A 22,481-nucleotide genomic window follows, 5' to 3' on the forward strand; every position below is an offset into this window, starting at 1 on the left:
TACCAATCAAAAGCCAGTACCAAGTGTTCCGTTGCCAGTAGAAATGGCGTTACCTTCGCTATCGACCCAACGTGCTTTGATGGTGATTTTTTGCGTAGAGGAAAACGCTCCTACGTAGCCATCCGGATCGGTCGCTTGAACGCGAATATAGTATTGTCCGGCATCAGGTCGCTGAATTTTCAATTCAGCAGCACTGGTGTCACGTGCCAGGTATATGGTTTTGAACTCAGGATCTTTAGCAATCTGAATCAGAAATTTTTGGCCTGGTTCTGCTGCCCAATTGAAGGAAATCTCTTTTCCTTCTGAATCTGCAAATGCGGCACCAGTTTGTGCAGGTAAGCGGGCAAATGCTTGCGGGTCGCTGAAGGGACCCTGATCAGATTTACCATCTTTTTGAATCACGACCGTGGCAATACGCCAGAAATAATTGCCTGCTTTGATGGCATCGCTGCTGAACTGCACGTCTTTCAGATTACTCTGATCAAGTACGATATCTTTGAACTGGTCATCTTTGGCGACTTGCAAGTGATAAGACTCAGCGTTACTGGCTTCAGTCCAGACAAAGTCAGTTTTATCGTTGCGGATTTTGTTTTTTGGCTGTACGGTAAATGGTGGTTCCGGACGCGCTTTGAGGGTAAAAGCTTTTGTCAGCGGAATACCTTCCAACCCATATTGATCAATCGCAGCTATTCGAACAAAGTAAGCGCCATCTGCAACGCCATCGAACTTAAAGCGTGTGTCTTTGAATGTGTTCTCAGTCAATACGTCCAGTGCTTGCGCATCTCTGGAGATTTGTACATGGTAGCCAGTCGCTGCTTCCGATTTATCAATCAGAAATTGGATAGTAGGACGAACTTGCATTAAGTATTGCTCGCTAAGTTTTGGCGCAGGCAATAAATCGACTGCTTTACCCACATTGCTGGCGCTGATGATATTGCCTTTACCCGCTGGCAAAATAATACCAGTTGATTTTTTCAATGAAGGGTTGTTGACGGCAACTCCGCCTTCCAGCACTTCATTCGCAGTTCCTGCCGTAGTCACACCAACGCGGAAATGGGTTCCGCGCACACCTGCCACTGCCAATGGCGAGCGAACTTCAAAGCGGCCTTTGTTGGATGTCAGACTCGATACATGTGATTCAACTTTGCCTTCAAGTAATGAAATTTCAGTTCTTGGGCTTGCTGTATATTTGGTCTTACGTAATTTGGCGAAGCTGATCTGGCTATTCGATGGAATTGAAACACGTGAATTGTCCGGGAATGACAACGTGATAAAACCATTCTTACCGGTGAAAATTTGCGCACCTTCCTTCACCACCGTACCAATCGCTAATGGTGTATCGGCCCCGTTGACGGGTTTGTAGGTCGGGTTGCCAGCAAATGCCAGCACCTTTGCTTCACTCTCTTCTTCCGGTAGTAGCTCTAAGGGAATCAATATTGCTGTGCCGATGGGGATGGCGCGGTCATCTGCGATGTGATTGCGCTTACCGAGTATTGTCCAGTTAAGTGCTTTATCGGTGAATCGCTTAGCAATACTGGATAAAGTGTCGCCTTGCTGCGCGAAATACGTCATATCGGGTGGTGTGGCAAGCACACTGCCAGGTTCGCTACGCGGCGTCTGCGCAAAACTTAGTGGGGAAAATGAGAGACAAATTGCTGCCAGTAAGCTGGTCTGACATTGTCGCAGGAGTGTTGTTCTCGAAATGCTCATGCGCGAAAATCCTAAAGTTGAAATGCAATCCGGGTCAGATTTACTGACCCGGATAATTTATTCTGGAGTGACTTGTTCTAGTCGGTAGCCATAGCTATAAACAGGAGCGAGACGATAACCATTTTCTGGTCTCAATTCCAGTTTGCTACGTACCCTTGAGATGTGGGTGTCCATGGTTCTGGATGGGATATCGACATCACGCGACCAAACCGCTTCCAGAATGTAAGCACGTGACAGTGGGCGGCCAAGATTGCGGAACAGCAATAAGGCGAGGTCGAATTCTTTCTGTGTCATTTCCACCGGCACATCATTGATACTGACGCGACCCGCGCGGGTTTCAAACTTATAGACACCAAATTGCAGGTGTTCAGATGCAGTTTGTGTTGGATATGCTCGGCGTAACAAAGCTTGTACGCGCGCCACCAGTTCACTACGGCGAATAGGCTTGATCATGTAGTCGTCGGCACCAGCAGCCAGACCGGCGACGATGTCGTCTTCTCCGGAGCGGCTGGTCATAAACAACACCGGCAGTGTCGGAGAGAGTTTTTCTCTGACCCAATGCAAAATTTCTGTGCCGTTCAGGTCAGGAACCTGCCAGTCCAGAATCAGCATGTCATAGCTTTCGCGGCGTAATTGGTGCAGCATTTCTTTGCCACTCAAGAAAGGATGGCAGGTATGACCTGCTGCATTCAGAATGGTACAGACCAATTCCAGCAGGTTGTTGTCGTCGTCTAGTACAGCGATTCTCATGGGTAGCTACCGTTAATGTCCGGCAATTAAAATATCATGCTTATCATTATATCGAAAGCAAGTGAAAAATTTGAAAATTGTGAAAATATGTGACCGATAAAATGTGTCTTAGCAACGATCAGTAGTGTTTCTATGATTCGCAAAAATGTAGTTGGTGGCTAGTACTTACTTGATTGCAGGTACCACAACATCAATAAAACTGCACAAAAACTTGGAATATTTAATTTTCAAAAATGAGGACAATATGCAACAAATTTGCCGCCAAATCATCACTTTTCAATTGATCTGACGGCATATTTCTTTTAACTTCGCATTTCCAGGTCTGGCAAAACCACGTTGACATCCAGTACTTCGAGGTTACCTTGTTTATCTAGGGAAACTTTAATGTCTTCCGCATTGACCTTGGTGTACTTGGAGATGACAGCGATCAATTCTTCACGCAATGCCGGTAAAAAATCGTAACCATCACGGCCTGTGCGTTCGCGTGCAATGATGATTTGCAAGCGTTCTTTCGCCATATTGGCGGTTTTAGGTTTACTGTTAAATAAAAAAGAAAGCAGAGCCATTTTATTTACCTCCGAAAATGCGCTGCAGCAATCCCGGTTTTTCATAGTTAATGAAACGCAATGGGGTATCCTGGCCTAAGAAGCGTGACACCACGTCTTCGTAAGCATCGGAAACATCGCTACCCTTCATATGAATTGCAGGATTACCTTGGTTGGAAGCGTGCAATACTGCTTCTGATTCAGGAATAACACCAATTAATGGGATACGCAAGATTTCTTGCACGTCGGTATGCGATAACATTTCGCCCGCTTCTACGCGTTTGGGAGAGTAACGGGTGATTAATAAGTGTTCTTTAACAGGCTCGCCACCAGCTTGTGCACGTTTGGATTTGGCCTGGATAATGCCAAGGATACGGTCAGAATCGCGCACCGATGATACTTCTGGGTTGGTGACAACGATGGCTTCGTCGGCGAACGTGAGCGCCATGACTGCACCACGCTCGATACCTGCCGGAGAGTCACAGACGATGTATTCAAAATCCATCTTGATCAGATCATTGAGAACTTTTTCTACGCCTTCTTCAGTCAACGCGTCTTTATCGCGGGTTTGTGAGGCAGGCAGGATGAATAAGTTGTCGCAATGCTTGTCTTTGATTAGTGCCTGATTCAATGTCGCTTCGCCACTGATGACATTGACCAGGTCATAGACTACGCGGCGTTCGCAACCCATGATCAGATCAAGGTTACGCAGACCAACGTCAAAATCCAATACGGCAGTCTTGTGTCCACGCATAGCGAGGCCAGAAGCGAAGCTTGCACTGGAAGTCGTTTTTCCAACTCCGCCCTTGCCGGATGTTACAACGATGATTCTTGCCACAAAAAACTCCTTTTTCTATCCGAAATAACTGCAATTATTTGCTTCATTTGCTTGTTTAAAGGGCGTCAGCCGACTAATTTTACTGATGATACTTCAATACTATCCCCATTGAGCTTCACTTGTACTGGATGATTTGCTTGCAATGGTGGAAAACCGTTTTCAAATGTTCTGTAAATTCCTGCGATGGATACCAATTCGGGTTCCATGGTCAGGGCAAAAATACGTGCTTCGGTGTTGCCAGTGGCGCCCGCCAGCGCGCGACCGCGCAAAGGTGCATAAATGTGTATGCTGCCATCGGCAATGACTTCAGCGCCATTATTTACGGAGGCGGTGATAATCAGATCTGCACCACGCGCATAAATGCGTTGTCCGGCGCGTACTGGCGTATCAATCACCATCGCTGGGTTATTGCGAACAATGATCTGCGGTTCGACAGGCGCCGTTGCTGGTACTTGCACAACGACGGGCGCAGGTGCCGCGACTTGTTCGGTTTCTAATCTTGGTTTGCTAACGACATCGATGCTCAGACCATGTGACCGTATGGTGTCGTAATCTTCTTCGCGTGCATTGCGGACCGCTACTGGATTTAAGCCATGGGCTTTAAATAAAGGAATTAAGGCATTCCAATCGACCTCAGCATCGGCGATCGCTTCGACATCAATCACGGCAAACTCATCGTCAAAAAAATCTGGTGAGCCCGCAGTCATTTCTTGCAGTGCTGCCTCGAGTACGGAGGTGGACGCATCGTGCAACAAAATTGCGACAGCGACAACGGTGGAAATCTTTATTTCTATAGGCTTGCGCGTCAGACTGTTTTGCATAGGTCCAAAGGAAAAGAGGAAAAACTGTCACCTGCACATACTGCATCTCCGTGGATTTTATTGCCATGGAGAAGCAAAATGCTCGTACGAACTTGTAAGTTCGCCCTAAAAGGAGCCATCCTACCAATTGATGAGCAGGATTGCAAAAATATGCCTGTTTTGTTGGAAACAGCACAGCAAATTCACCTTTATGCGCTCTTATAATGAAATAAATATTTCTTTTTTATTAATTTAACAGATTCTTGCGTCGATAGGTGCACACATTTTCGTTATTTCTTTTATGCCGCAAGTTCCGTTTGCACTGTAGCGGCGGTGATTTTCGTTTGTCGGCCGATGTGATTGAGGGGGAGGTGGTTACCGCGCCCAAACAATTGATGGCGCAGAGTACCATCGGTGTAATGGGTTTTATAGCGGTGTCTGCGCTGCAATTCGGGAACGATTAATTTCACCACGTCGCTGATGGTTTCATGTGACAGCGCAAAAGCCAGATTGAAGCCATCGATACCAGTTTCATCAACCCAGGCTTCCAGTTGATCGGCAATTTCTTGTGGATTTCCAACCAAAACCGGGCCACGCCCACCAAGGCCGATAAATTGTGCGGCTTCACGTACGGTCCAGACTTTGTCAGGATCTGCCGTGCTAAACGAGGCCAGTGCTGAACGTCCGGCATCCGAATCAATGTAATCGATGGTTGCATCGAGCGGGAATTGTGAGAAATCAACGCCAGTCCAACCTGATAACAAGGTCAGGGATGCTTCGATATCGATGTATTGCAGATAATCCTGATATTTTTCGTGGGCGGCCGCTGATGTTTCGGCCGTAATAATTAAGGCTTGCGCATAAATTAAAATCTGCTCCGCTTGGCGACCTGCAGCGAGAACGGCAGCACGGGTTTCGTCTACATAGCGCTTGACCACTTTTTTACTCGGACCGCTGACAAAGCTGCATTCAGCATGTCTGGCTGCAAAAGCAGTGCCGCGTTTTGAGGTGCCCGCCTGAAACAGCAAAGGCGTGCGCTGAGGTGAAGGTTCGCATAAATGAATACCAGGTACGTTAAAAAAGCGACCTTGATGGCGGATAGGATGGACATGCGCGGGATCGGTGTAGACACCATTTTTCTTGTCATGCCGAACCGCCTGATCGTCCCAACTTTGCTCCCAGAGTTTATAGACTACATCCAGATATTCATCGGCAAGATCGTAACGTTCATCATGACTCAATTGCTGATGCAATCCCAGATTCCGTGCGGCGCTATCCAGATAGCCCGTGACGATATTCCAGCCTACGCGCCCTTTGGTCAGGTGATCGAGGGTAGACATGCGACGCGCAAATGGATACGGATGTTCATAACTGAGCGCGCACGTCACGCCAAAACCCAGATGCCGTGTGACATTCGCCATCAATGGTACGAGTGCGAGCGGATCATTCAAGGGTAGTTGTATGCCATGTTTTAAAGCAGCATCAATATTGCCTTGATAAACATCATAGACACCTAAGACGTCAGCCAGAAATATCGCATCAAACAAGCCGTATTCCAGCAAACGCGCTAATTCGGTCCAATGTTGAGCACTGGTATATTGATGGCTGTTATCGCGTGGATGTCGCCACAAACCCGGAGACTGATGCCCCGGTGTATTCATTTGAAATGCATTAAAACGGATGAGTTTGCTCATGATTTATTTTTTTGTCGCTTCTAGTGCTTGCTGATAATCTGGTTTCGCAAAGCCAGAAAAATATTGATTAGTGACAGCTAAAAATTCACGCGAACGATATGCGGCTTCGAGATCTTTTACCCACGGTTTGTCTTTATCCGCAGTACGTATCGCAACCAGATTTTGATAGCGTGTCGAGATTTTTTCTTGTGCTAAGGCTTCGGTAAGCTTAAGGCCAGAAGCGAGCGCATAATTGCCGTTCACGAATGAATAATCTGTGTCTTCGAGTGAACGCGGTAATTGCGCAGCCTCCAATGGGATCAATTTGATTTTTTTGAGATTCACAGCGACATCGTTTTCTGAAGCACGCACCGGATCGACCTTGGCTTTGAGCTTAAGCCAACCTAACTGCTCCAGCAATACCAGGGCACGTGCCTGATTGGTTGGATCATTTGGAAGGGCAACCGTCGTGCCTTCTTTAACCTCGGTTAAAGACCGATGCTTTTTACTGTAAATCGCAATTGGTGCGGTGGGCACTTTGATTAATTCGCTTAAGGCTAATTTATTGTCGGTAGAAAACTTCGTCAGATACACTATATGCTGAAACGCATTTGCATCCAGCGATCCTTCTGCCAAGGCAAAGTTAGGTTGAATGTAGTCATTGAATTCAATCACTTTAACTTTGTAGCCTTGTTTTTCCAAAATCGGTTTGATGCCGAGTTTGACCTGATCTGCATACGGACCCGCGCTGGTGCCGATGACTAATTCTTTCGCATCTTTTGCAATGGCGGATGTAGATACCAAGCTCAATACACTGGTAGTGATTGACGCGATTAGAAGACGTTTTAACATACAACTCCTTTGAAATAATGACCGTTAATTAACGTTTATCGAGTTTGTGTGCAAGATGATTGCCAGAGTATTGAATCACTTGCACTAAGGTGATTAAGATGGCGACCGTGACAACCATCACATCTGTTTGAAAGCGGTAGTAACCGTAACGTATCGCCAGATCACCAATCCCACCACCACCGACGACGCCCGCAATGGCAGAGTAGGAAAGAAAGCTGATCGCTAATACTGTGAGCGCTAACACCAGACCTGCTCGCGCCTCGACCAGCAATACCCGCCACACAATCTGCCATTCAGAAGCACCCATCGCATGCGCCGCTTCAATCACGCCACGCGGGACTTCTTTGCAACTTTTTTCTACCAGGCGCGCGAAGTAAGGAATAGCAGCAATCGACAATGGCACCGATGCCGCCACTGGTCCTATCGATGTCCCAATAAGCCATCGCGTAAATGGTACTAATGCCACCAAAAGAATAATGAATGGAAAGGAGCGTATGGTATTGACCAGCCAACTCAAGACAATAGAAATAGGACGGTGCTGTAATGATTGACCTTCATCGACCAGAAACAACAAAATGCCTAAGGGGCCACCGAGCACGATGGCAGTGGATAAACCGATTGCCATCATGGTCAGTGTTTGCCCTATCGCTATTCCTAGTTCCGGCAGAATCGCGATGATATTGTCAAACATGAGCGGCATCCTTGTGGTGAGTGTTGCTGTGCTCCTCGTGCCAATGGCAAGACAATTCACGTCCTAAAGCTGTGACACGTAATTGACTCGTGTCAGCAATGGCAAAAGATTCAGCAATTTCGCCATCGGCGATCACGGCGACGTGTTTGCACAAACTACTGAGTACAGATAATTCATGGCTGACAATCACAATAGTGACTCCTAAACGTTGGTTGATATCGTGTAAGGTATTGAGTACTTCGCGGGTGGTTTCGGCATCCAATGCCGAGGTTGGTTCATCGCAGAGCAAGACCTGCGGACGAGAGGCCAGCGCACGTGCAATCGCGACGCGTTGCTTTTGCCCGCCAGATAATTGTGCGGGGTAGCTGAAGGTTTTATTCTCTAATCCCACAATTGCCAGACATTGCTTCACGCGCTCAGCTATTTCTTGCTTACTCAAGGCGCCATGAATTTTTAACGGGAATGCGACGTTATCGAACACATTGGCGTTTTGCAGTAAATTAAACTGCTGGAAAATCATACCAATCTGCTGGCGAGCTGAACGCAAGGATTTTTTGTTCAATTGCGTTAATTCTTGTCCGGCGACGACGATGCTGCCGCTATCTGGCTGCTCCAGCAGATTGATCAGTCGAAGCAGGCTGGATTTGCCAGCACCGCTTTTTCCGATCAATCCAAAAATATCTCCTTGAGCAATTTCCAGGCTGACACTGTTGACGGCATGAAAAGTGCTGCCATCGTGAACAGGAAAAGATTTGCTAACCGCTGACAGTCGGATCACGGGTTGCGACATGGACATTCCTTTTTTTTATGAGTACGGTGTCGGCTCAGGCACTGTGCCGTCCAATAAATAGCGCCCCAGGTCACGCAATTTGTAATCGATAGGATCATGCAGCGTGTGTACCCGGACGTTACGCCAGAAGCGGTCAAATCCAAATTTTTCTGAAGTCGAACGTGCACCAGTGATGTCGAACAATTGTGTGCTCACTTCTATTCCTGCACGATGCGCGAGGCATTTGGCTTCAGCGACAGAAATCGCCAGATTCCCCCGGTCTTCAGCAGTAATCAAAGCGCCTTTTTCGAAGACTTGTTGGAGTACCCGTCCAGCTTGATCAGCAAGGGCGATTGCCGGTTTGAGCAGCAACCAAAGTTCTGCATAGCGACGTTGAATAAATAGATCATCCGAGGAACGTTCTACGCCAGAAGAAAACCACGGTTTGGCTTGCTCTTTTGTGTATGTGCGTGCTGCTTCAAACGCACCAAGACCGATGCCGAGATACAGATTGGTCATGATCAGTTGAGCGATTTGCGAACGCACTGTGGCTTGCGCAGTTGGCTTTTTAGCGGGTGCTTGCAAGACCAGATCGTCGGGTAAAAATACCTGATTGAAATGCACATTGCCGCTATCCGTTTGCTTTTGACCAAAGGCATCCCAATCGGACTGAATTTGTATTCCTGGTTGTTTGCTTGGTATGACGGCAATCAGCGGACTTTGCGTCACTTCATCCCATGCGGAAATAGTGAGCCAGTCAGAACCAACCGAACCCGAAGAAAAGCTTTTCACGCCATTTAAAACATAACCATCTTCCAATCGCGCTGCAACCGTGCGTTTGTCTAAGGGATTGAGGGCATTGCCCCAGAATAGTTGTTTTTCTACCGTGGCGGTCAGCAAGCGTCTTTGCTGCTGCGCGTTGCCATACAATGACAAACCTGCGACCTGCAAATGATGAAAGCCAAATACATGGGCGAGTGAACTATCGACTTGCGCCAGAATACGCACAACGTGATTGATGGTTTCCCAACTCGCGCCCTGACCGCCGAACTCTTCAGGCACTGACAATGTCAGCAAACCTGAACTGCGTATCCATTCCCTTTCCGTTGCAGCGTGGCCGCCTGCATGATCTCGCTCTACCGCTGTTTGCGCCAGTCGTTGTGCTAAGGCACGTGCAATCACCAATATGTCATCGTGCGCCTGATGTTGATCTGAAAGGGGGTGGCCGATGCTTTCAATTTTTTGTAAAGAAGGAGACATGAAATACCTGATATGGATGCTTGAATACATTCCAGTATTGCACTCAGGTCATGATTTCGTACACGAAGATATTTCACGCAGCTTATGCGTAAAACTCCTATGTCAAAAAATGACGTTAGATAGTTGAAAATCTTCCTTGTCTCTAGTGACTTTGCTTTTTATGATCGATCTGACTTATTTAGCAATGTATTTCAAAATAAATCTTATCTAAGGAAAAATATCAATGAAACTGGAGACAATTGCGGTACATGGTGGCTATACACCGGATCCGACGACCCGCGCTGTTGCAGTACCTATCTATCAAACGGTGGCGTATGCGTTTGATAGCACGCAGCATGGTGCAGATTTGTTTGATTTAAAAGTACAGGGCAATATTTATTCACGCATCATGAATCCGACCAATGATGTGCTTGAAAAACGCGTTGCCGAATTAGAGGGCGGGATCGCCGCGTTAGCGCTGGCCTCCGGGCAGGCCGCGATTACCTATGCGATACAAACGATTGCCGAAGCCGGTGATAATATTGTTTCCGCGTCGACCTTGTACGGTGGTACCTATAATTTATTTGCGCATACGTTTCCGCAGTTTGGCATTACGACGCGATTTGCGGACTATCGCGATCCGGATTCATTCGCCAAATTGATCGATGAAAAAACTAAAGCCATCTATGTCGAATCGATAGGCAATCCTTTAGGAAATATTACTGATATCGAAGCGATTGCTAAGATCGCGCATCAGCACGGCGTGCCGCTGATTGTCGATAACACCGTACCTTCGCCTTACTTGTTGCGTCCTATTGAATTCGGTGCCGACATCGTGGTGCACTCATTGACCAAGTATTTGGGCGGACATGGTAATTCTATCGGCGGGATTATTGTTGATTCTGGCAAGTTCCCGTGGGCGGAACATAAGCAAAGATTCAAACGATTAAATGAACCCGATGTCTCTTACCACGGAGTGGTGTATACCGAGGCATTAGGCGCCGCTGCTTACATTGGACGGGCACGTGTCGTTCCACTGCGTAATACTGGTGCGGCCTTGTCCCCGTTCAATGCATTTTTGATTCTACAAGGCATAGAAACGCTGGCATTGCGACTCGACAGAATAACCGATAATACCCGTAAGATTGCTGAATACCTGAGCCGTCATCCTAAAGTTAAATGGGTCAATTATGCTGGCTTGCCTGATCATAAAGATCATGCTTTGGCATTGAAATATCTCGGTGGAAAACCATCGGGTATTCTGACTTTTGGATTGGCTGGCGGGCGTGAATCTGGTGCTCGCTTTCAGGATGCGCTAAAACTATTTACGCGCCTGGTCAATATTGGCGACGCCAAGTCACTTGCCTGCCACCCGGCGACCACCACACATAGACAACTCAATCCCGAAGAGTTGCTCAAGGCAGGTGTGACAGAAGATACAGTGCGCTTGTCGGTTGGCATTGAGCATATCGATGATTTACTGGCGGATCTGGAACAGGCAATACAAGCGTCCTGATCTTCTTGTATCCCTTCCTGTTCGTCTACCGGGGTGATCAGGAAGGGAGTTTTCTACTTGTAAGAAATACCCCGTTTTCAGCTTCCTCCCCATCATCAGGCTTGCCGCCCGTTTTGTTATAAATCAAAAAATCACACTTTTGCATTGCTTGTCAATGATGTGGATCATTGTCGCATGCTTGTTGCCCCATATAATTCGCGTGATTTTCTATGGTTTCACACAGCGATGCCGCAGGCATTTTTCATATTGCATTGCAATTTTTGCCCGACGTTGCATAACTGTTTGATTGACAGCATGATAGTGCGGTGTATGAGTCTTAGTAGTATCATCTTATATAATAATTAATTAAGAGACTCCTTGCCGCCAGATACCGTGCCGCTTATCCACGACTTACCACTTACCCACATACGCTCATGTCGACCACCAACTTATCCGCGCAGGTAAATGAATTGAACTCTTTGCAAACGCTGGCGGAGTTATTTAGCTGGCGTGTAGCTCAGACGCCTGATGTAGAAGCATATCGCCAGTTTGACGAAGGCAGCCAACAATGGATGAGTTATACCTGGCAGCAAACTCATAAAAAAGTACAGCAATTTGCGCAAGCCTTAGCAACGCTGCAACCTGAGCGTGGGGCACGAGTCGCAATTCTGCTGCCGAATGGATTGCATGCGGTGTGTATGGATCAGGCGGCAATGCAATTGGCATGTGTTCCGGTTCCTATGCATGCGTTGGATAATCCCGCCAGTATCGGCTACATCGTCGGTGATAGCGATGCCACGTTGTTGATTGCGGCGACGGATCAACAATGGAAAGATATTTCTGAAACAGGCATCGCTATGCCTGCTTTGCGTCAGGTGGTGGTGTTAGAAAAAACCATTCAAGACGCGCAATTTACTAGTCCGGTTCCTATGCTTATGTTGCAAGATTGGCTGGAAAAAGGCGCTCAGACTACACTGCCAGCACAAGCTCCAACTCAGGATGATCTGGCAGCTTTGGTCTATACCTCCGGCACAACAGGCAAGCCTAAAGGCGTTATGCTGACCCACCTGAATGTACTGTCAAATGTAAAAGCCGTGGTACAACGTGTGGCTCCGGTCACCAGTGATGTGTTTTTGTCATTCCTACCTTTGTCACATACGTTTGAAAGAACCGCCGGTTACTACTTGCCAGTGGCTGCCGGTGCTTGCGTTGCCTTTTCTCGCTCGACGAAGCAATTGCCTGAAGATTTGACCATCGTCAAACCAACGATATTGATTTCAGTACCGCGTATTTATGAACGTGTGTATAGCGTGATTCAAACTAAGTTGGCGACGTCTAAATTTGCAGCGACCTTATTCAATGCGGCCATTGCCGTTGGCTGGCGTCGTTTTTTACGTGCACAAAAAAATCTGTCGGATGGCGTATTCAACGCCACTGTGGATGACATCGCCTGGAGCATTCTTGACCCGCTGGTTGCAACTAAATTAAAGCAGCAATTTGGTGGACGTTTGCGCGTTGCAGTGAGTGGTGGCGCTGCTTTATCGACGGTGATTTCACGTTGCTTCCTGGGCTTGGGTATTCCTATCGTACAAGGTTACGGTATGACCGAAACCTCGCCAGTTGTTGCATTTAACTCGCCGGATGATAATGATCCTAACACGGTAGGACGTACGATGGCTGGCGTTGAGGTCCGTATTGGCGAGAACAAAGAATTGCAAGTCCGTGGCCCCAACGTGATGCGTGGCTATTGGAAACGTGACGAAGACACCGCCAAAGCTTTCGTTGATGGCTGGTTGCGTACCGGTGACCAGGCTTCTGTTACTGATGGTCGTGTACGTATCCTCGGACGTGTCAAAGAAATTATCGTGACTTCTACCGGTGAAAAAATCGCGCCAGTCGATCTTGAATTGGCAATTCTCACTGATTCGTCGTTTGAACAAGCCTATGCGTTCGGTGAAAACTCACCGTTTATCGGCTGTGCTGTCGTGTTGAGTCAGCGTTATTGGCAAGAATTGAGTACGTCCTTAGGATTGGATCCTCACGATCCTAAGAGCCTCAAAGATGCAGCGGCTGTCGATGTCGTCGTAAAACGGGTGCGTGAATTGACAAATAGTTTGCCGTTTTATGCCCAGCCTAAGGCAGCGATTTTGTCCCTGGAACCATGGACGATAGAAAATACCCTGATTACGCCAACGCTGAAATTGAAACGCAATAATCTGGCCAACCACTTTGCGGATGATATCGTACGTCTCTATGCACCACGTCATTGATGTTCATTGTTGAGCGTAACGGTTGATAAATGAAACAGGCATGCAAATTGATTTGATGCCTGTTTTTTTTCGTACTGATATTACTGGTATTAGATAAGCTTAGATTTTCTTTCTTTTCTCTTTTTTTTTCTTCCGATTAATGTCAGTAATAGCGGAAATTTATTTTTGTTAAGCGAAAAATTATTTGTTTGCGTGATTTATCTTATTTTTTTCAATCTGATTAAAATCGTCTGAATTACCTCGAATTTTCTTCAAAAAATTCCTGAATCAGCATTTTTTAATTGACGTCAGCTGCTTCTTCCAATCTCATATCTCTACAAATCAAAAATCCTCAGTCTATGCCAAGGATTTACAAGGAGATATACGTAATGAAAATTGCCTCAAAGAGAATCACCGCATTCATGTTAGCAACTGGTATGCTCACCGCCTGTTCCAGTATCGATGGGGTTGGTCACAATTCTGCATCATCCAGACAGATATTTAGCCCCTACAAATATGTCAGAAATAACATGGCCTCGAATCAAAACCAACTGATCATCGGGGTAACGGGCAAGAGCACGCCACTGTTAGATGTGATCCCTAAGCAATTAAAAACAATTACTTTGGCATTTGCAACTGGTGAATGCGGCGAAGAAAATTGGGATGGATTGTCAGGCGCAGTCTTTGCTGAGGCCAATATGCCATTGTTAGCGAGAAAAGAAATCAACTACATCATTTCGACCGGAGGCCAGGCGGGCTCTTTTACTTGCAGTAGTGATGCTGGATTTAAAAAATTTATTGAGCGCTATCATAGTGCGCAGCTGTCAGGCTTTGATTTTGATATTGAAGCCAGTCAAACAGAGGAACAAATCAATCAACTGATGGAGAGAATTAAGCAGGCACAAAAAATTTATCCAAATTTGCGGTTCTCTTTTACTTTGCCAACCTTAGCTATCGTCGATAAGCCTGCTCTTGGCACGATTGGTTTGACCGTCATGCAAGCGATTAAAAATGCAGAGTTAGACGATTACTACATCAATCTGATGGTCATGGATTACGGCGTTTCATCCACTGATGCTTGTGTGCTGGGTGCCGATGCACGATGCGATATGGGGGTATCGGCAATACAAGCGGCGATGAATCTCAATCGCTATTTTGGCGTCCCATTCGATCACATCGAATTGACTCCAATGATAGGAGGGAATGATACGGAAGATGAAGTATTCACTTTAAGCGATGTCGCAACCATCAAGTTGTTTGCGAAAAAAAATCGTTTGGCAGGCTTACATTTTTGGTCATTGGATCGCGATACGGATTGTGCACCGGGACCAGCGTCTCCTGATTGCAATACCTATGGGCAAGCAGGTCTTCTTGGTTTTACCAAAGCATTTCTTTATTGATGTAGAGAGTGAGAATGTCAAATTAATTGAAACGGCGAACTCCCTTTGTTTCCGATGTTTTTGAGGCTCTGTTTCAATCAAGTCTATAATTCGATATTGATTAAGAGATTCATAGCAAAGATAACGATGACTAAAATTGAAGCAATGCAAAGAATTAATGGTCGCCTTGGCGCGGTGACCTTGTACGACAATAATACCTTTTGGTCGGCCTGCGGGCGCTACGGCGGTGATGAAGGTTGGTGGTTGAAAATACCGTTGGCAAGCTTTAAGAGCGATATTCACATCATTTTGAACCGTGAAAGCAGCAAGGTTTTTTTGCATTTGAAAATCAGGGCACGTGAAATACTGAGCCCGGCAATGAAGTTTCGCTGTACTGAACAAATGGCGGAAATGTTTATTCCTGCTGCCAATATGCGAAGACTCGGTGATATTTTGCCGGGTGGAAGCAAACATGGTTTGAGTAAAAATATCGTTGCTGAATATCGCTTTTAATTTACCTCTATGCGGTCAGTTAATGAAAACAGTATTTAAAATCTTCTTCCATTCCTGAGCAAATAATGCCGACGCGAGCAAGCGCAGATGAAAGACTGAGTGTCGTAGATCGTGATGGTTTGCCTACACGGGAGCGCAATTTTGCAATGTTGTCACTTGCAATTGGCGTTGGCATGGCCTCATTAGATACGGCGATTGCGAACACTGCTTTACCCGGAATCGCTAGTCAGTTGCATACAACACCAGCAGCGTCGGTCTGGATTATCAATGTGTATCAATTGGCGATGGTGGCAACACTGTTACCATTTGCTGCGCTGGGAGAAATCATAGGATACCGGCGCGTCTCAATTGCTGGTCTGGCTTTGTTTACTCTGGCGTCTTTAGCTTGCGCTTGTTCGTGGTCATTGTCATCGCTGGTCGTTGCCCGTTTGTTTCAAGGGGTAGGAGCGAGCGCGATTATGGGTGTAAACGTGGCGATGGTCAGATCCATTTTTCCAGCCAGTTTGCAGGGGCGGGGTTTCGGTTTGAATTCACTGGTGGTCGCTGTGGCATTTGCAATCGGACCCACCACAGCTTCATTAATTTTATCGGCATGGAGCTGGCCATGGTTGTTTGCCATTAATGTCCCGCTTGGGGTGTTTGCAGTTTTTCTGGGGAAAAAGGTTTTGCCGATTACCCATCGTTCCACGCACAGAATTGATAGTTTGACCGCGTTATACAACGTCGGTGCGTTCAGCATGTTGGTTTTGTTATTTGGCGACGCAGCGCATCTCACTGATGTAAAGACACTGTTGTTAGAATTGGTCGTGACAGTCATCTTTTTTGTCTTACTGCTGCGCCGCCAGACGGGACATCAGGCACCGATGTTACCCGTAGATTTGTTTCGTCATCCTGTTTTCTTTCTATCAGTTATTACTTCAATTTGCACTTTCGCGACCCAGAGTCTGGCCTTCGTTTCTTTACCATTTTATTTTGAAACTGTACTTGGTCGTTCACCTGTTGAAACAGGATTTTTAATGACACCATGGGCGGTTTTGGTGGCGGTAATGGCACCCATTGCGGGTCGTTTGAGTGATCATTATTCTCCCGGTGTCCTGGGTGGTATTGGACTAGTGATTTTATCTTTCGGGATGTGGTCTTTGCTTGGCATACCAGCGCATCCAGCAGTAATCGATATTGTCTGGAGAATGGCAATTTGCGGTATTGGATTTGGTTTTTTTCAGACACCAAATCTTAAAGCAATGATGGGAGCCGCACCTCTGGCACGGGCGGGCAGTGCTAGTGGCGTGGTTGGTACTTCACGTCTGATCGGGCAAGCATCAGGTGCAGCCTTGGTAGCACTGTGCTTTAGCTTATTTGCAGATAAAGCAACACATTATGCTTTAGGCATGGGCGCGGTATTCGCCGCTGTCGCCAGCGTCGCGAGCTTTTCGCGTTTGTTTGTGGGGAAGAACAGAGTTTGAGGCACTGAGCTCTATCAGATAACGCTCAGTGTATGTCCGTATGGATGTCTTGATTTGTGGTGACACTTTCGTATCACCACAAAAGGATATCTTAGCCGACCCAGAGAACGACTAACGCGGCGAATAAGCAATACGCGCCGAAGAAGTGCCAACGGCCTTGTTCCAACCAGCGTGACAACCAACGCAACGCAACCAGACCGGTCAGAAAACTTAATACCATGCCTAACAAGCCAGGTACCAAAGCATGTAATAACACAGCAATGTCGCTGCCTGCAGAAGCGGCTTCTACCTGGTACAGACGATACGCTTCTTTAACGATCACAGCTGGCGTCAATACCACGGCCAGCGCAAAGCTGAATTGTTCTGCGCGACGACGATTGACGCCTAATGCCAGACCAGTAGAAATGGTTGCGCCAGAGCGCGAAAAGCCGCGGAAAGGCAAACATAAACCTTGTACTGCACCAATGATCAAAGCACTCCGTGTATTGACTTCATTGTCGCCGCGGTCTTTCATACGTGATGAAACGATGATCAACACACCAGCCGACGCCAGAGCCGTTGCCATCAGTTTGGCATTGCCAAATAAATGTTCTATTTCAAACGTGCTTGGATTGGCGACGAAAAAATGCTTGATGATGTGCATTAATCCGAATCCAACGACACCTGTGGCGATCGTCGCAATCACCAGATTGGCACCGTTAGTGCGAAATTGTTGTGCTGAAGCGAAATATGTTTCGCGCCAGGATTTCCAGAAATAAGCAATCACGGCGAACATCGTGCCAGTGTGCAACATTACCAAAATCATCGTCATTTGAGGTGACGTTGGGTCAAGGCCCATTAATTTTTCAGCCACGATGACGTGCGCTGAACTGGAGACGGGCAAAAGTTCAGCGATGCCCTGAACCATAGCAAGAATGAGGATGTAGAAAAATTCCATGCAGCTCTTTCGGGAAAAAGCGCAAGCATCGCCTATTCTGATGCGTTTGTCATCCCATGCTTGCCCAAATGATTGATTTTTTTACCTGTTTTTTTTGAGGTTTCGGTAGTAACGTGAATGGAAGTTGTCTTGAATGCATTTATTCATGTTTTTATTATTAAATTTTTGCTTGTTTTTTCGCGGATATTTACCGAACTGATCCCGATTATGTGGACTTTGTACAACGCTATCCGTGCTTGGTTTCCTACTTTTTTCTATCTTGCTGAGTAAAAAACATTGTCCTTTTACGCTTCTTTCTGAGAGTGAAAATCGACTTCTGAATTGCCTTATATTGAGGTGATTGGACGCGAGCATCTGATAAAACAATCAATAGGTTTTAACGATTTACTTTGTTTTTGCTTCTTGCGATTATATGTAGTGCCTTTTTGCAGGTGGTGCCAGCGAGATAGGCCTTCAATACGATTCTGAAGGATGTGTGTTTTTGGTGCATAGCAACAGGCATCAAACTTGCTTGCTCGTGAGTGAGACACACTGGCATATCGATTGAAATTCGGCGCGATTCAAAATTTAAATTGGTAAAAGCCAGTTTACACTTTTTTATTGTCAGGATTTTCGACTTGCCTGGCCTTAATTGGGGGAGAACTGATGCGTGATTTATCTGTGTCAGGTGTAAATAAGAAATGCAACATACACAAAGGATCAACATGAATCTCAGAAGAACAAAATTAAATCTTTCACTGGCGTCACTGTATTCCAACTATCAGGGAGCACGGCAAAATACAGGTACGGTTGTTTGCGCGTTGGCAACCAGCTCTTTGATGCTGGCCAATCCTGCCTGGGCACAACAGGCTGCTGAAACGACTACACCCGCGGCATCAACAGCACCGGTGGCGAAGTCTGGTGCTTTAACTGACCAGATTCAGTCCATTAATATTACCGCGACTAAACGTAAAGAAGATGCCAGCAAGGTGCCTTTGAGTGTCTCTGTTATTGGCGGCGATGAATTAAATGCGCAACATATTACTGACTTTGTCGATGCAACACGCTCGATACCAAATATCTCTTTCTCTGGTGGCGGTGGCGGTGGAAATGCCGGTAACGGTCCTGGACTATCTAACGTGGAAATGCGCGGTATTAGCTCTGCGGCAGGTTCCGCAACCGTCGGTATCTACCTTGATGATGTGTCGATGACTTCAGGTAATTTGTACAGTATGGGTAGTGCAGAGCCGAAATTTTTCGATTTGGATCACATTGAGGTACTGCGTGGGCCGCAAGGAACGCTGTACGGTGCGAGTTCCATGGGGGGAACGATTAAATTTATTTCGAACCAGCCAAATACCAAGATCAATTCTACTGACATCTATACAGAAGTTTCTTCGACTAAAGGTGGTGGCACTAATTACCTCGGCAATGTCGTATTTAACAAGGTATTGAAAACTGACGAGCTGGCATTGCGCGTCGGCATTCAGACTGCACATAATAGTGGTTTTATCAATCAGGTTGATCCAAATACGACGGCGACGATTGCCAATGGCATCAATACCGAAGATGATGCTGTCGTCAGAATGGCGTTAAAATGGAATGTGACTAAAGCATTGACTATCACTCCATCCATTTTCTATCAGCGAGTGAAGACAGGTGACATTGATGTCGCTTATACGAAGACGCTCAGCGGCGTGCCACTGCCTGACAATACGACAAGTAAAACAGTACGTGAACCAGGTAAAGACGTCTTGACCGTTCCGTCGTTGACCTTGAATTATGACACTGGCTTTGGCGATCTGACTTCGGTTACGAGTTACTTTAAGCGTAATTTTGACCGTACCCAGGATGGTACGACAGTCAATAGCTCTTATCTTGGCAGCCAGATCAATAGCAATTATCCAAATTTGGCAAGTGTCGTTGGTGGTTTGCCTTCGACCATTTTTTTGAATAATCAAGTGACGCAATTCTCACAAGAAGTGCGACTGCTCTCTAAGCCTTACGATCCTAACGTTTCTCCATACACTTGGTTGGTTGGTGCTTATGCGTCGAATCAACATACAACCTTGTTTGATAACGAGCCTGTGATCGGTATTAATGCCGCATTTAAAACTGCTGGCGTGAGCATTACTGATCCGAATGTGATTGCCAATCCGGTCAGCGGCGGTTTTCCGAATGATAATTCGTATTACACCGGACGTTTCTACCATGATACGCAGCAAGCAGTATTTGGCGAAGGTAATTACTATTTCAGCCCCGAACTTCACGCAACGTTGGGTGCACGTTATTTGAAAGCCAGCCAGACCTTCACTCGTGATGCGCTCGGTTATTTTGCCAACGATACGACGAATGATGGTGTTGCCCATTCTACGTCTTCTTCCAGCGGCAACAAGCTGACACCTAAGCTCTCTTTGACCTGGGAAGTGGATAAGAGCAATACTTTGTACGCGTCGGCCACCGAAGGCTTCCGTGTTGGTGGATCCAATTTCCCATTGCCACTGGGTTACTGTGGACTGACAGCGGCGAATCCAGTTAGTTATGGTCCGGATAGTTTGTGGAGTTACGAAGTCGGTAACAAATCGCGCTTCCTGAATAACACGCTGTCGGTCAATGCTGACTTGTTCTACATTAACTGGAAAAATCTGCAACAGGCGATTAACATCCCCGCCTGCGGCTACGCCTACAACACCAATGTGGGCAATGCGACAAGTTCTGGTGCAGAAATTGAAATCAAATTCAAACCAACTAAGAGCATCGTTCTGGATCTGGCTGCTGGTTATACCGATGCCACCTTGTCCGATAGTGCTGGTGCGAATGCGGGTGTGGTCGGTGCGGTAAAAGGTGCGAGAGTACCGGGCGTGCCTAAGTACAATATGGCATTGACGGCACAGTACAATTTCTTCGTCAATGACGATGTATATGGTTTTGCCCGTGCAGCGGGTCATTGGACAGGTTCAAGCTACGGCGCACTTGATCCTGCTAATCCTGATTATCAACGTCCATCCTATTCAACCTATGATGCAAGCATTGGTTTGAGTCGTGATATCTGGGAAGTGACTTTGTACGTTAAAAATCTGACTAACAATCAAAACGTGATTCAGCGTCCGCAAGTTCAAGGGACTGCGAATGAAGTGTATCGTATTAACCCAAGAACGATAGGCATGAGTTTGTCAGCCAAGTTCTGATTCTGGTAGCGAAAAAAAAGCCCCGCGTTGTTAAACAAACGCGGGGCTTTTTTATGCAAGCGAATTATGATCTGATCGCATCAATAGAAAATCTCAACGTCTTCGCATCATATTCAAACAATTCTGCATAGCGCCCCCAGTCTGTGACTGTACGTAAGGTGCGATTCGCCTCCGCAGAATTGAGATGGTCTTCCAGTTCGGACATAAAACGGAGACGAGGTGCCTGATGTTCTTCTCTGTCGTCCAGTACATGCCGTATATGTGCCGCCAGCGGGACGTAATGCAGCAGGTGTTCACGAAACATACGTTTGCGCTCTTCCATGCCGGCTTGGGAAAAAATTTTCCCAGACGCGGTCAGGCGTATTGTTCCTTCTTTTAGTTCAGCAAATTCAAGCAAATGCAGTGCCTCTGCAATCGGTAATAACATATCTACACCAAGTACAAAAGGTCGGGACAATTTTGCCAGATCAGCTTCACCGTTAAAATAATTTGATCCCAAGGTTTCTACCAAACCGCAAATACGAATACTTGAAGCACCAGGCAGAATTTGCGTAAAGCTGCCGCTTAGTTGGTGTTGTGCATCGCTCGATGCTATCGCGCGTGAAGTCAGTATCGAATAGACTTGATCAACAATTGCATGAAAATCCGGCGCGAGTCGGTTACGTGGATGCGCTAAAGATACTTCAATCTCGGCGGCAATGCGCCCTGGATTGGAGGCGAGTATCAAAATGCGATCACACATTAGTACCGCTTCTTCTATATTGTGCGTCACCATTAAAATCGACTTCATTGGCAATTGATGACCATGCCAGAGATCAAGCAAATCGCTGCGCAGAATTTCAGAAGTCAACACATCTAATGCGGAAAAAGGTTCGTCCATGAGCAAGATGGTTGGCTGTACGACCAAGGCTCGTGCAAATCCCACTCGTTGTCGCATGCCGCCAGAGAGTTCGCGCGGATACGCAGATTCAAAACCATCCAGACCAATTACATCAATCGCAGCCAATGCCCGTTGACGCGTTACATCGGCTGCTAAGCCCAGCGCATCAAGACCAGCTTCAACATTTTCTAATACCGTAAGCCACGGGAACAAAGCAAAGGTCTGAAACACCACGGCGATCCCTTCTGCGGGGCCATTGAGCGGTTTGCCGTTGTACAGAACATCGCCTTTGCTGGCTTGTATCAAACCAGCGGCGATGCGCAATAAGGTCGATTTGCCGGAACCAGAGCGCCCTAACAAACCCAAAATTTCACCAGAACGTGCTGTGACATTGATGTCTTCTAACACCGGCAAATTCCCACCTTCGGGTTTAGAGAAAGTTTTGCCTACATGTCGTAAATCGATAATCGCTTCTTTGTTGACATCGTCAACATTCGTCTTCATCACGCTTGATGTCATTATGTTTTTCAT

The 22,481-nt window shown here is 46.6% G+C and carries 18 protein-coding genes; 6 read left to right on the plus strand and 12 right to left on the minus strand.

Annotation, left to right across the window (positions count from 1 at the left end):
* Positions 1–6: 6 nt before the first annotated feature.
* From ACO0KY_RS12160 to ACO0KY_RS12205, 10 genes are all read right to left on the minus strand, one after another.
* Complete coding sequence (locus ACO0KY_RS12160; protein WP_423046363.1) at positions 7–1,710, minus strand: FecR domain-containing protein; 1,704 nt, start codon at positions 1,708–1,710, stop codon at positions 7–9.
* A gap of 57 nt (positions 1,711–1,767) precedes the next feature.
* Positions 1,768–2,460: a response regulator transcription factor gene (locus tag ACO0KY_RS12165; RefSeq protein ID WP_186913090.1), complete on the minus strand. Its 693-nt coding sequence runs from the start codon at positions 2,458–2,460 to the stop codon at positions 1,768–1,770.
* Positions 2,461–2,762: 302 nt separating this feature from the next.
* Positions 2,763–3,026 (minus strand): cell division topological specificity factor MinE, encoded by a 264-nt coding sequence (minE, locus tag ACO0KY_RS12170; protein WP_186913091.1) that lies wholly within the window; start codon positions 3,024–3,026, stop codon positions 2,763–2,765.
* Between the two features lies 1 nt (position 3,027).
* A complete protein-coding gene (gene minD, locus ACO0KY_RS12175; protein ID WP_186913092.1) occupies positions 3,028–3,843 on the minus strand; it encodes a septum site-determining protein MinD in 816 nt (271 codons plus the stop codon).
* 65 nt (positions 3,844–3,908) lie between these two features.
* Positions 3,909–4,664: a septum site-determining protein MinC gene (gene minC / locus ACO0KY_RS12180; protein ID WP_423046367.1), complete on the minus strand. Its 756-nt coding sequence runs from the start codon at positions 4,662–4,664 to the stop codon at positions 3,909–3,911.
* 278 nt (positions 4,665–4,942) lie between these two features.
* Complete coding sequence (locus ACO0KY_RS12185) at positions 4,943–6,337, minus strand: LLM class flavin-dependent oxidoreductase (RefSeq protein ID WP_423046369.1); 1,395 nt, start codon at positions 6,335–6,337, stop codon at positions 4,943–4,945.
* A gap of 3 nt (positions 6,338–6,340) precedes the next feature.
* Positions 6,341–7,168: a MetQ/NlpA family ABC transporter substrate-binding protein gene (locus ACO0KY_RS12190; RefSeq protein ID WP_186913095.1), complete on the minus strand. Its 828-nt coding sequence runs from the start codon at positions 7,166–7,168 to the stop codon at positions 6,341–6,343.
* Positions 7,169–7,196: 28 nt separating this feature from the next.
* Positions 7,197–7,859 carry a methionine ABC transporter permease gene (locus ACO0KY_RS12195; protein ID WP_186913096.1) on the minus strand — a complete coding sequence of 221 codons (663 nt, stop codon included), beginning with the start codon at positions 7,857–7,859 and terminating at the stop codon, positions 7,197–7,199.
* Entirely contained in the window at positions 7,852–8,649 is a 798-nt protein-coding gene (locus tag ACO0KY_RS12200) for a methionine ABC transporter ATP-binding protein (protein ID WP_423046372.1), read from the minus strand. Before ACO0KY_RS12200 ends, ACO0KY_RS12195 begins: the two co-directional genes overlap by 8 nt.
* A 15-nt stretch (positions 8,650–8,664) precedes the next feature.
* Entirely contained in the window at positions 8,665–9,888 is a 1,224-nt protein-coding gene (locus tag ACO0KY_RS12205; RefSeq protein ID WP_423046374.1) for an acyl-CoA dehydrogenase family protein, read from the minus strand.
* 223 nt (positions 9,889–10,111) lie between these two features.
* Between ACO0KY_RS12205 and ACO0KY_RS12210 the strand changes: the two genes are divergently transcribed.
* The 5 genes from ACO0KY_RS12210 (at position 10,112) to ACO0KY_RS12230 (ending at position 16,966) form a co-directional block, all read left to right on the plus strand.
* A complete protein-coding gene (locus ACO0KY_RS12210) occupies positions 10,112–11,383 on the plus strand; it encodes an O-acetylhomoserine aminocarboxypropyltransferase/cysteine synthase family protein (protein ID WP_423046376.1) in 1,272 nt (423 codons plus the stop codon).
* A 413-nt stretch (positions 11,384–11,796) separates the two neighbouring features.
* Positions 11,797–13,632 carry an AMP-dependent synthetase/ligase gene (locus ACO0KY_RS12215; RefSeq protein WP_423046378.1) on the plus strand — a complete coding sequence of 612 codons (1,836 nt, stop codon included), beginning with the start codon at positions 11,797–11,799 and terminating at the stop codon, positions 13,630–13,632.
* A 368-nt stretch (positions 13,633–14,000) separates the two neighbouring features.
* Positions 14,001–15,011, plus strand: a complete 1,011-nt coding sequence (locus ACO0KY_RS12220; protein WP_423046380.1) for a glycosyl hydrolase — start codon at positions 14,001–14,003, stop codon at positions 15,009–15,011.
* 126 nt (positions 15,012–15,137) lie between these two features.
* On the plus strand, positions 15,138–15,503 hold the full coding sequence (locus tag ACO0KY_RS12225; protein WP_186913101.1) for a hypothetical protein: 366 nt from the start codon (positions 15,138–15,140) through the stop codon (positions 15,501–15,503).
* A gap of 65 nt (positions 15,504–15,568) precedes the next feature.
* On the plus strand, positions 15,569–16,966 hold the full coding sequence (locus ACO0KY_RS12230; RefSeq protein WP_423046382.1) for an MFS transporter: 1,398 nt from the start codon (positions 15,569–15,571) through the stop codon (positions 16,964–16,966).
* A gap of 91 nt (positions 16,967–17,057) precedes the next feature.
* Here the strand turns inward: ACO0KY_RS12230 and ACO0KY_RS12235 are convergent, their stop codons facing one another.
* Positions 17,058–17,903 (minus strand): undecaprenyl-diphosphate phosphatase, encoded by an 846-nt coding sequence (locus ACO0KY_RS12235; RefSeq protein WP_423046384.1) that lies wholly within the window; start codon positions 17,901–17,903, stop codon positions 17,058–17,060.
* A 704-nt stretch (positions 17,904–18,607) separates the two neighbouring features.
* Here ACO0KY_RS12235 and ACO0KY_RS12240 point away from each other — a divergent pair.
* Positions 18,608–21,070, plus strand: a complete 2,463-nt coding sequence (locus ACO0KY_RS12240) for a TonB-dependent receptor (RefSeq protein ID WP_423046386.1) — start codon at positions 18,608–18,610, stop codon at positions 21,068–21,070.
* 64 nt (positions 21,071–21,134) lie between these two features.
* On the opposite strand, the gene ACO0KY_RS12245 is transcribed toward ACO0KY_RS12240, so the two are convergent.
* Positions 21,135–22,481: a nitrate/sulfonate/bicarbonate ABC transporter ATP-binding protein gene (locus ACO0KY_RS12245; protein WP_423046388.1), complete on the minus strand. Its 1,347-nt coding sequence runs from the start codon at positions 22,479–22,481 to the stop codon at positions 21,135–21,137.

This window comes from Undibacterium sp. Dicai25W (genome assembly GCF_049340505.1).
In the GTDB taxonomy this organism is placed as follows: domain Bacteria; phylum Pseudomonadota; class Gammaproteobacteria; order Burkholderiales; family Burkholderiaceae_D; genus Undibacterium; species Undibacterium jejuense.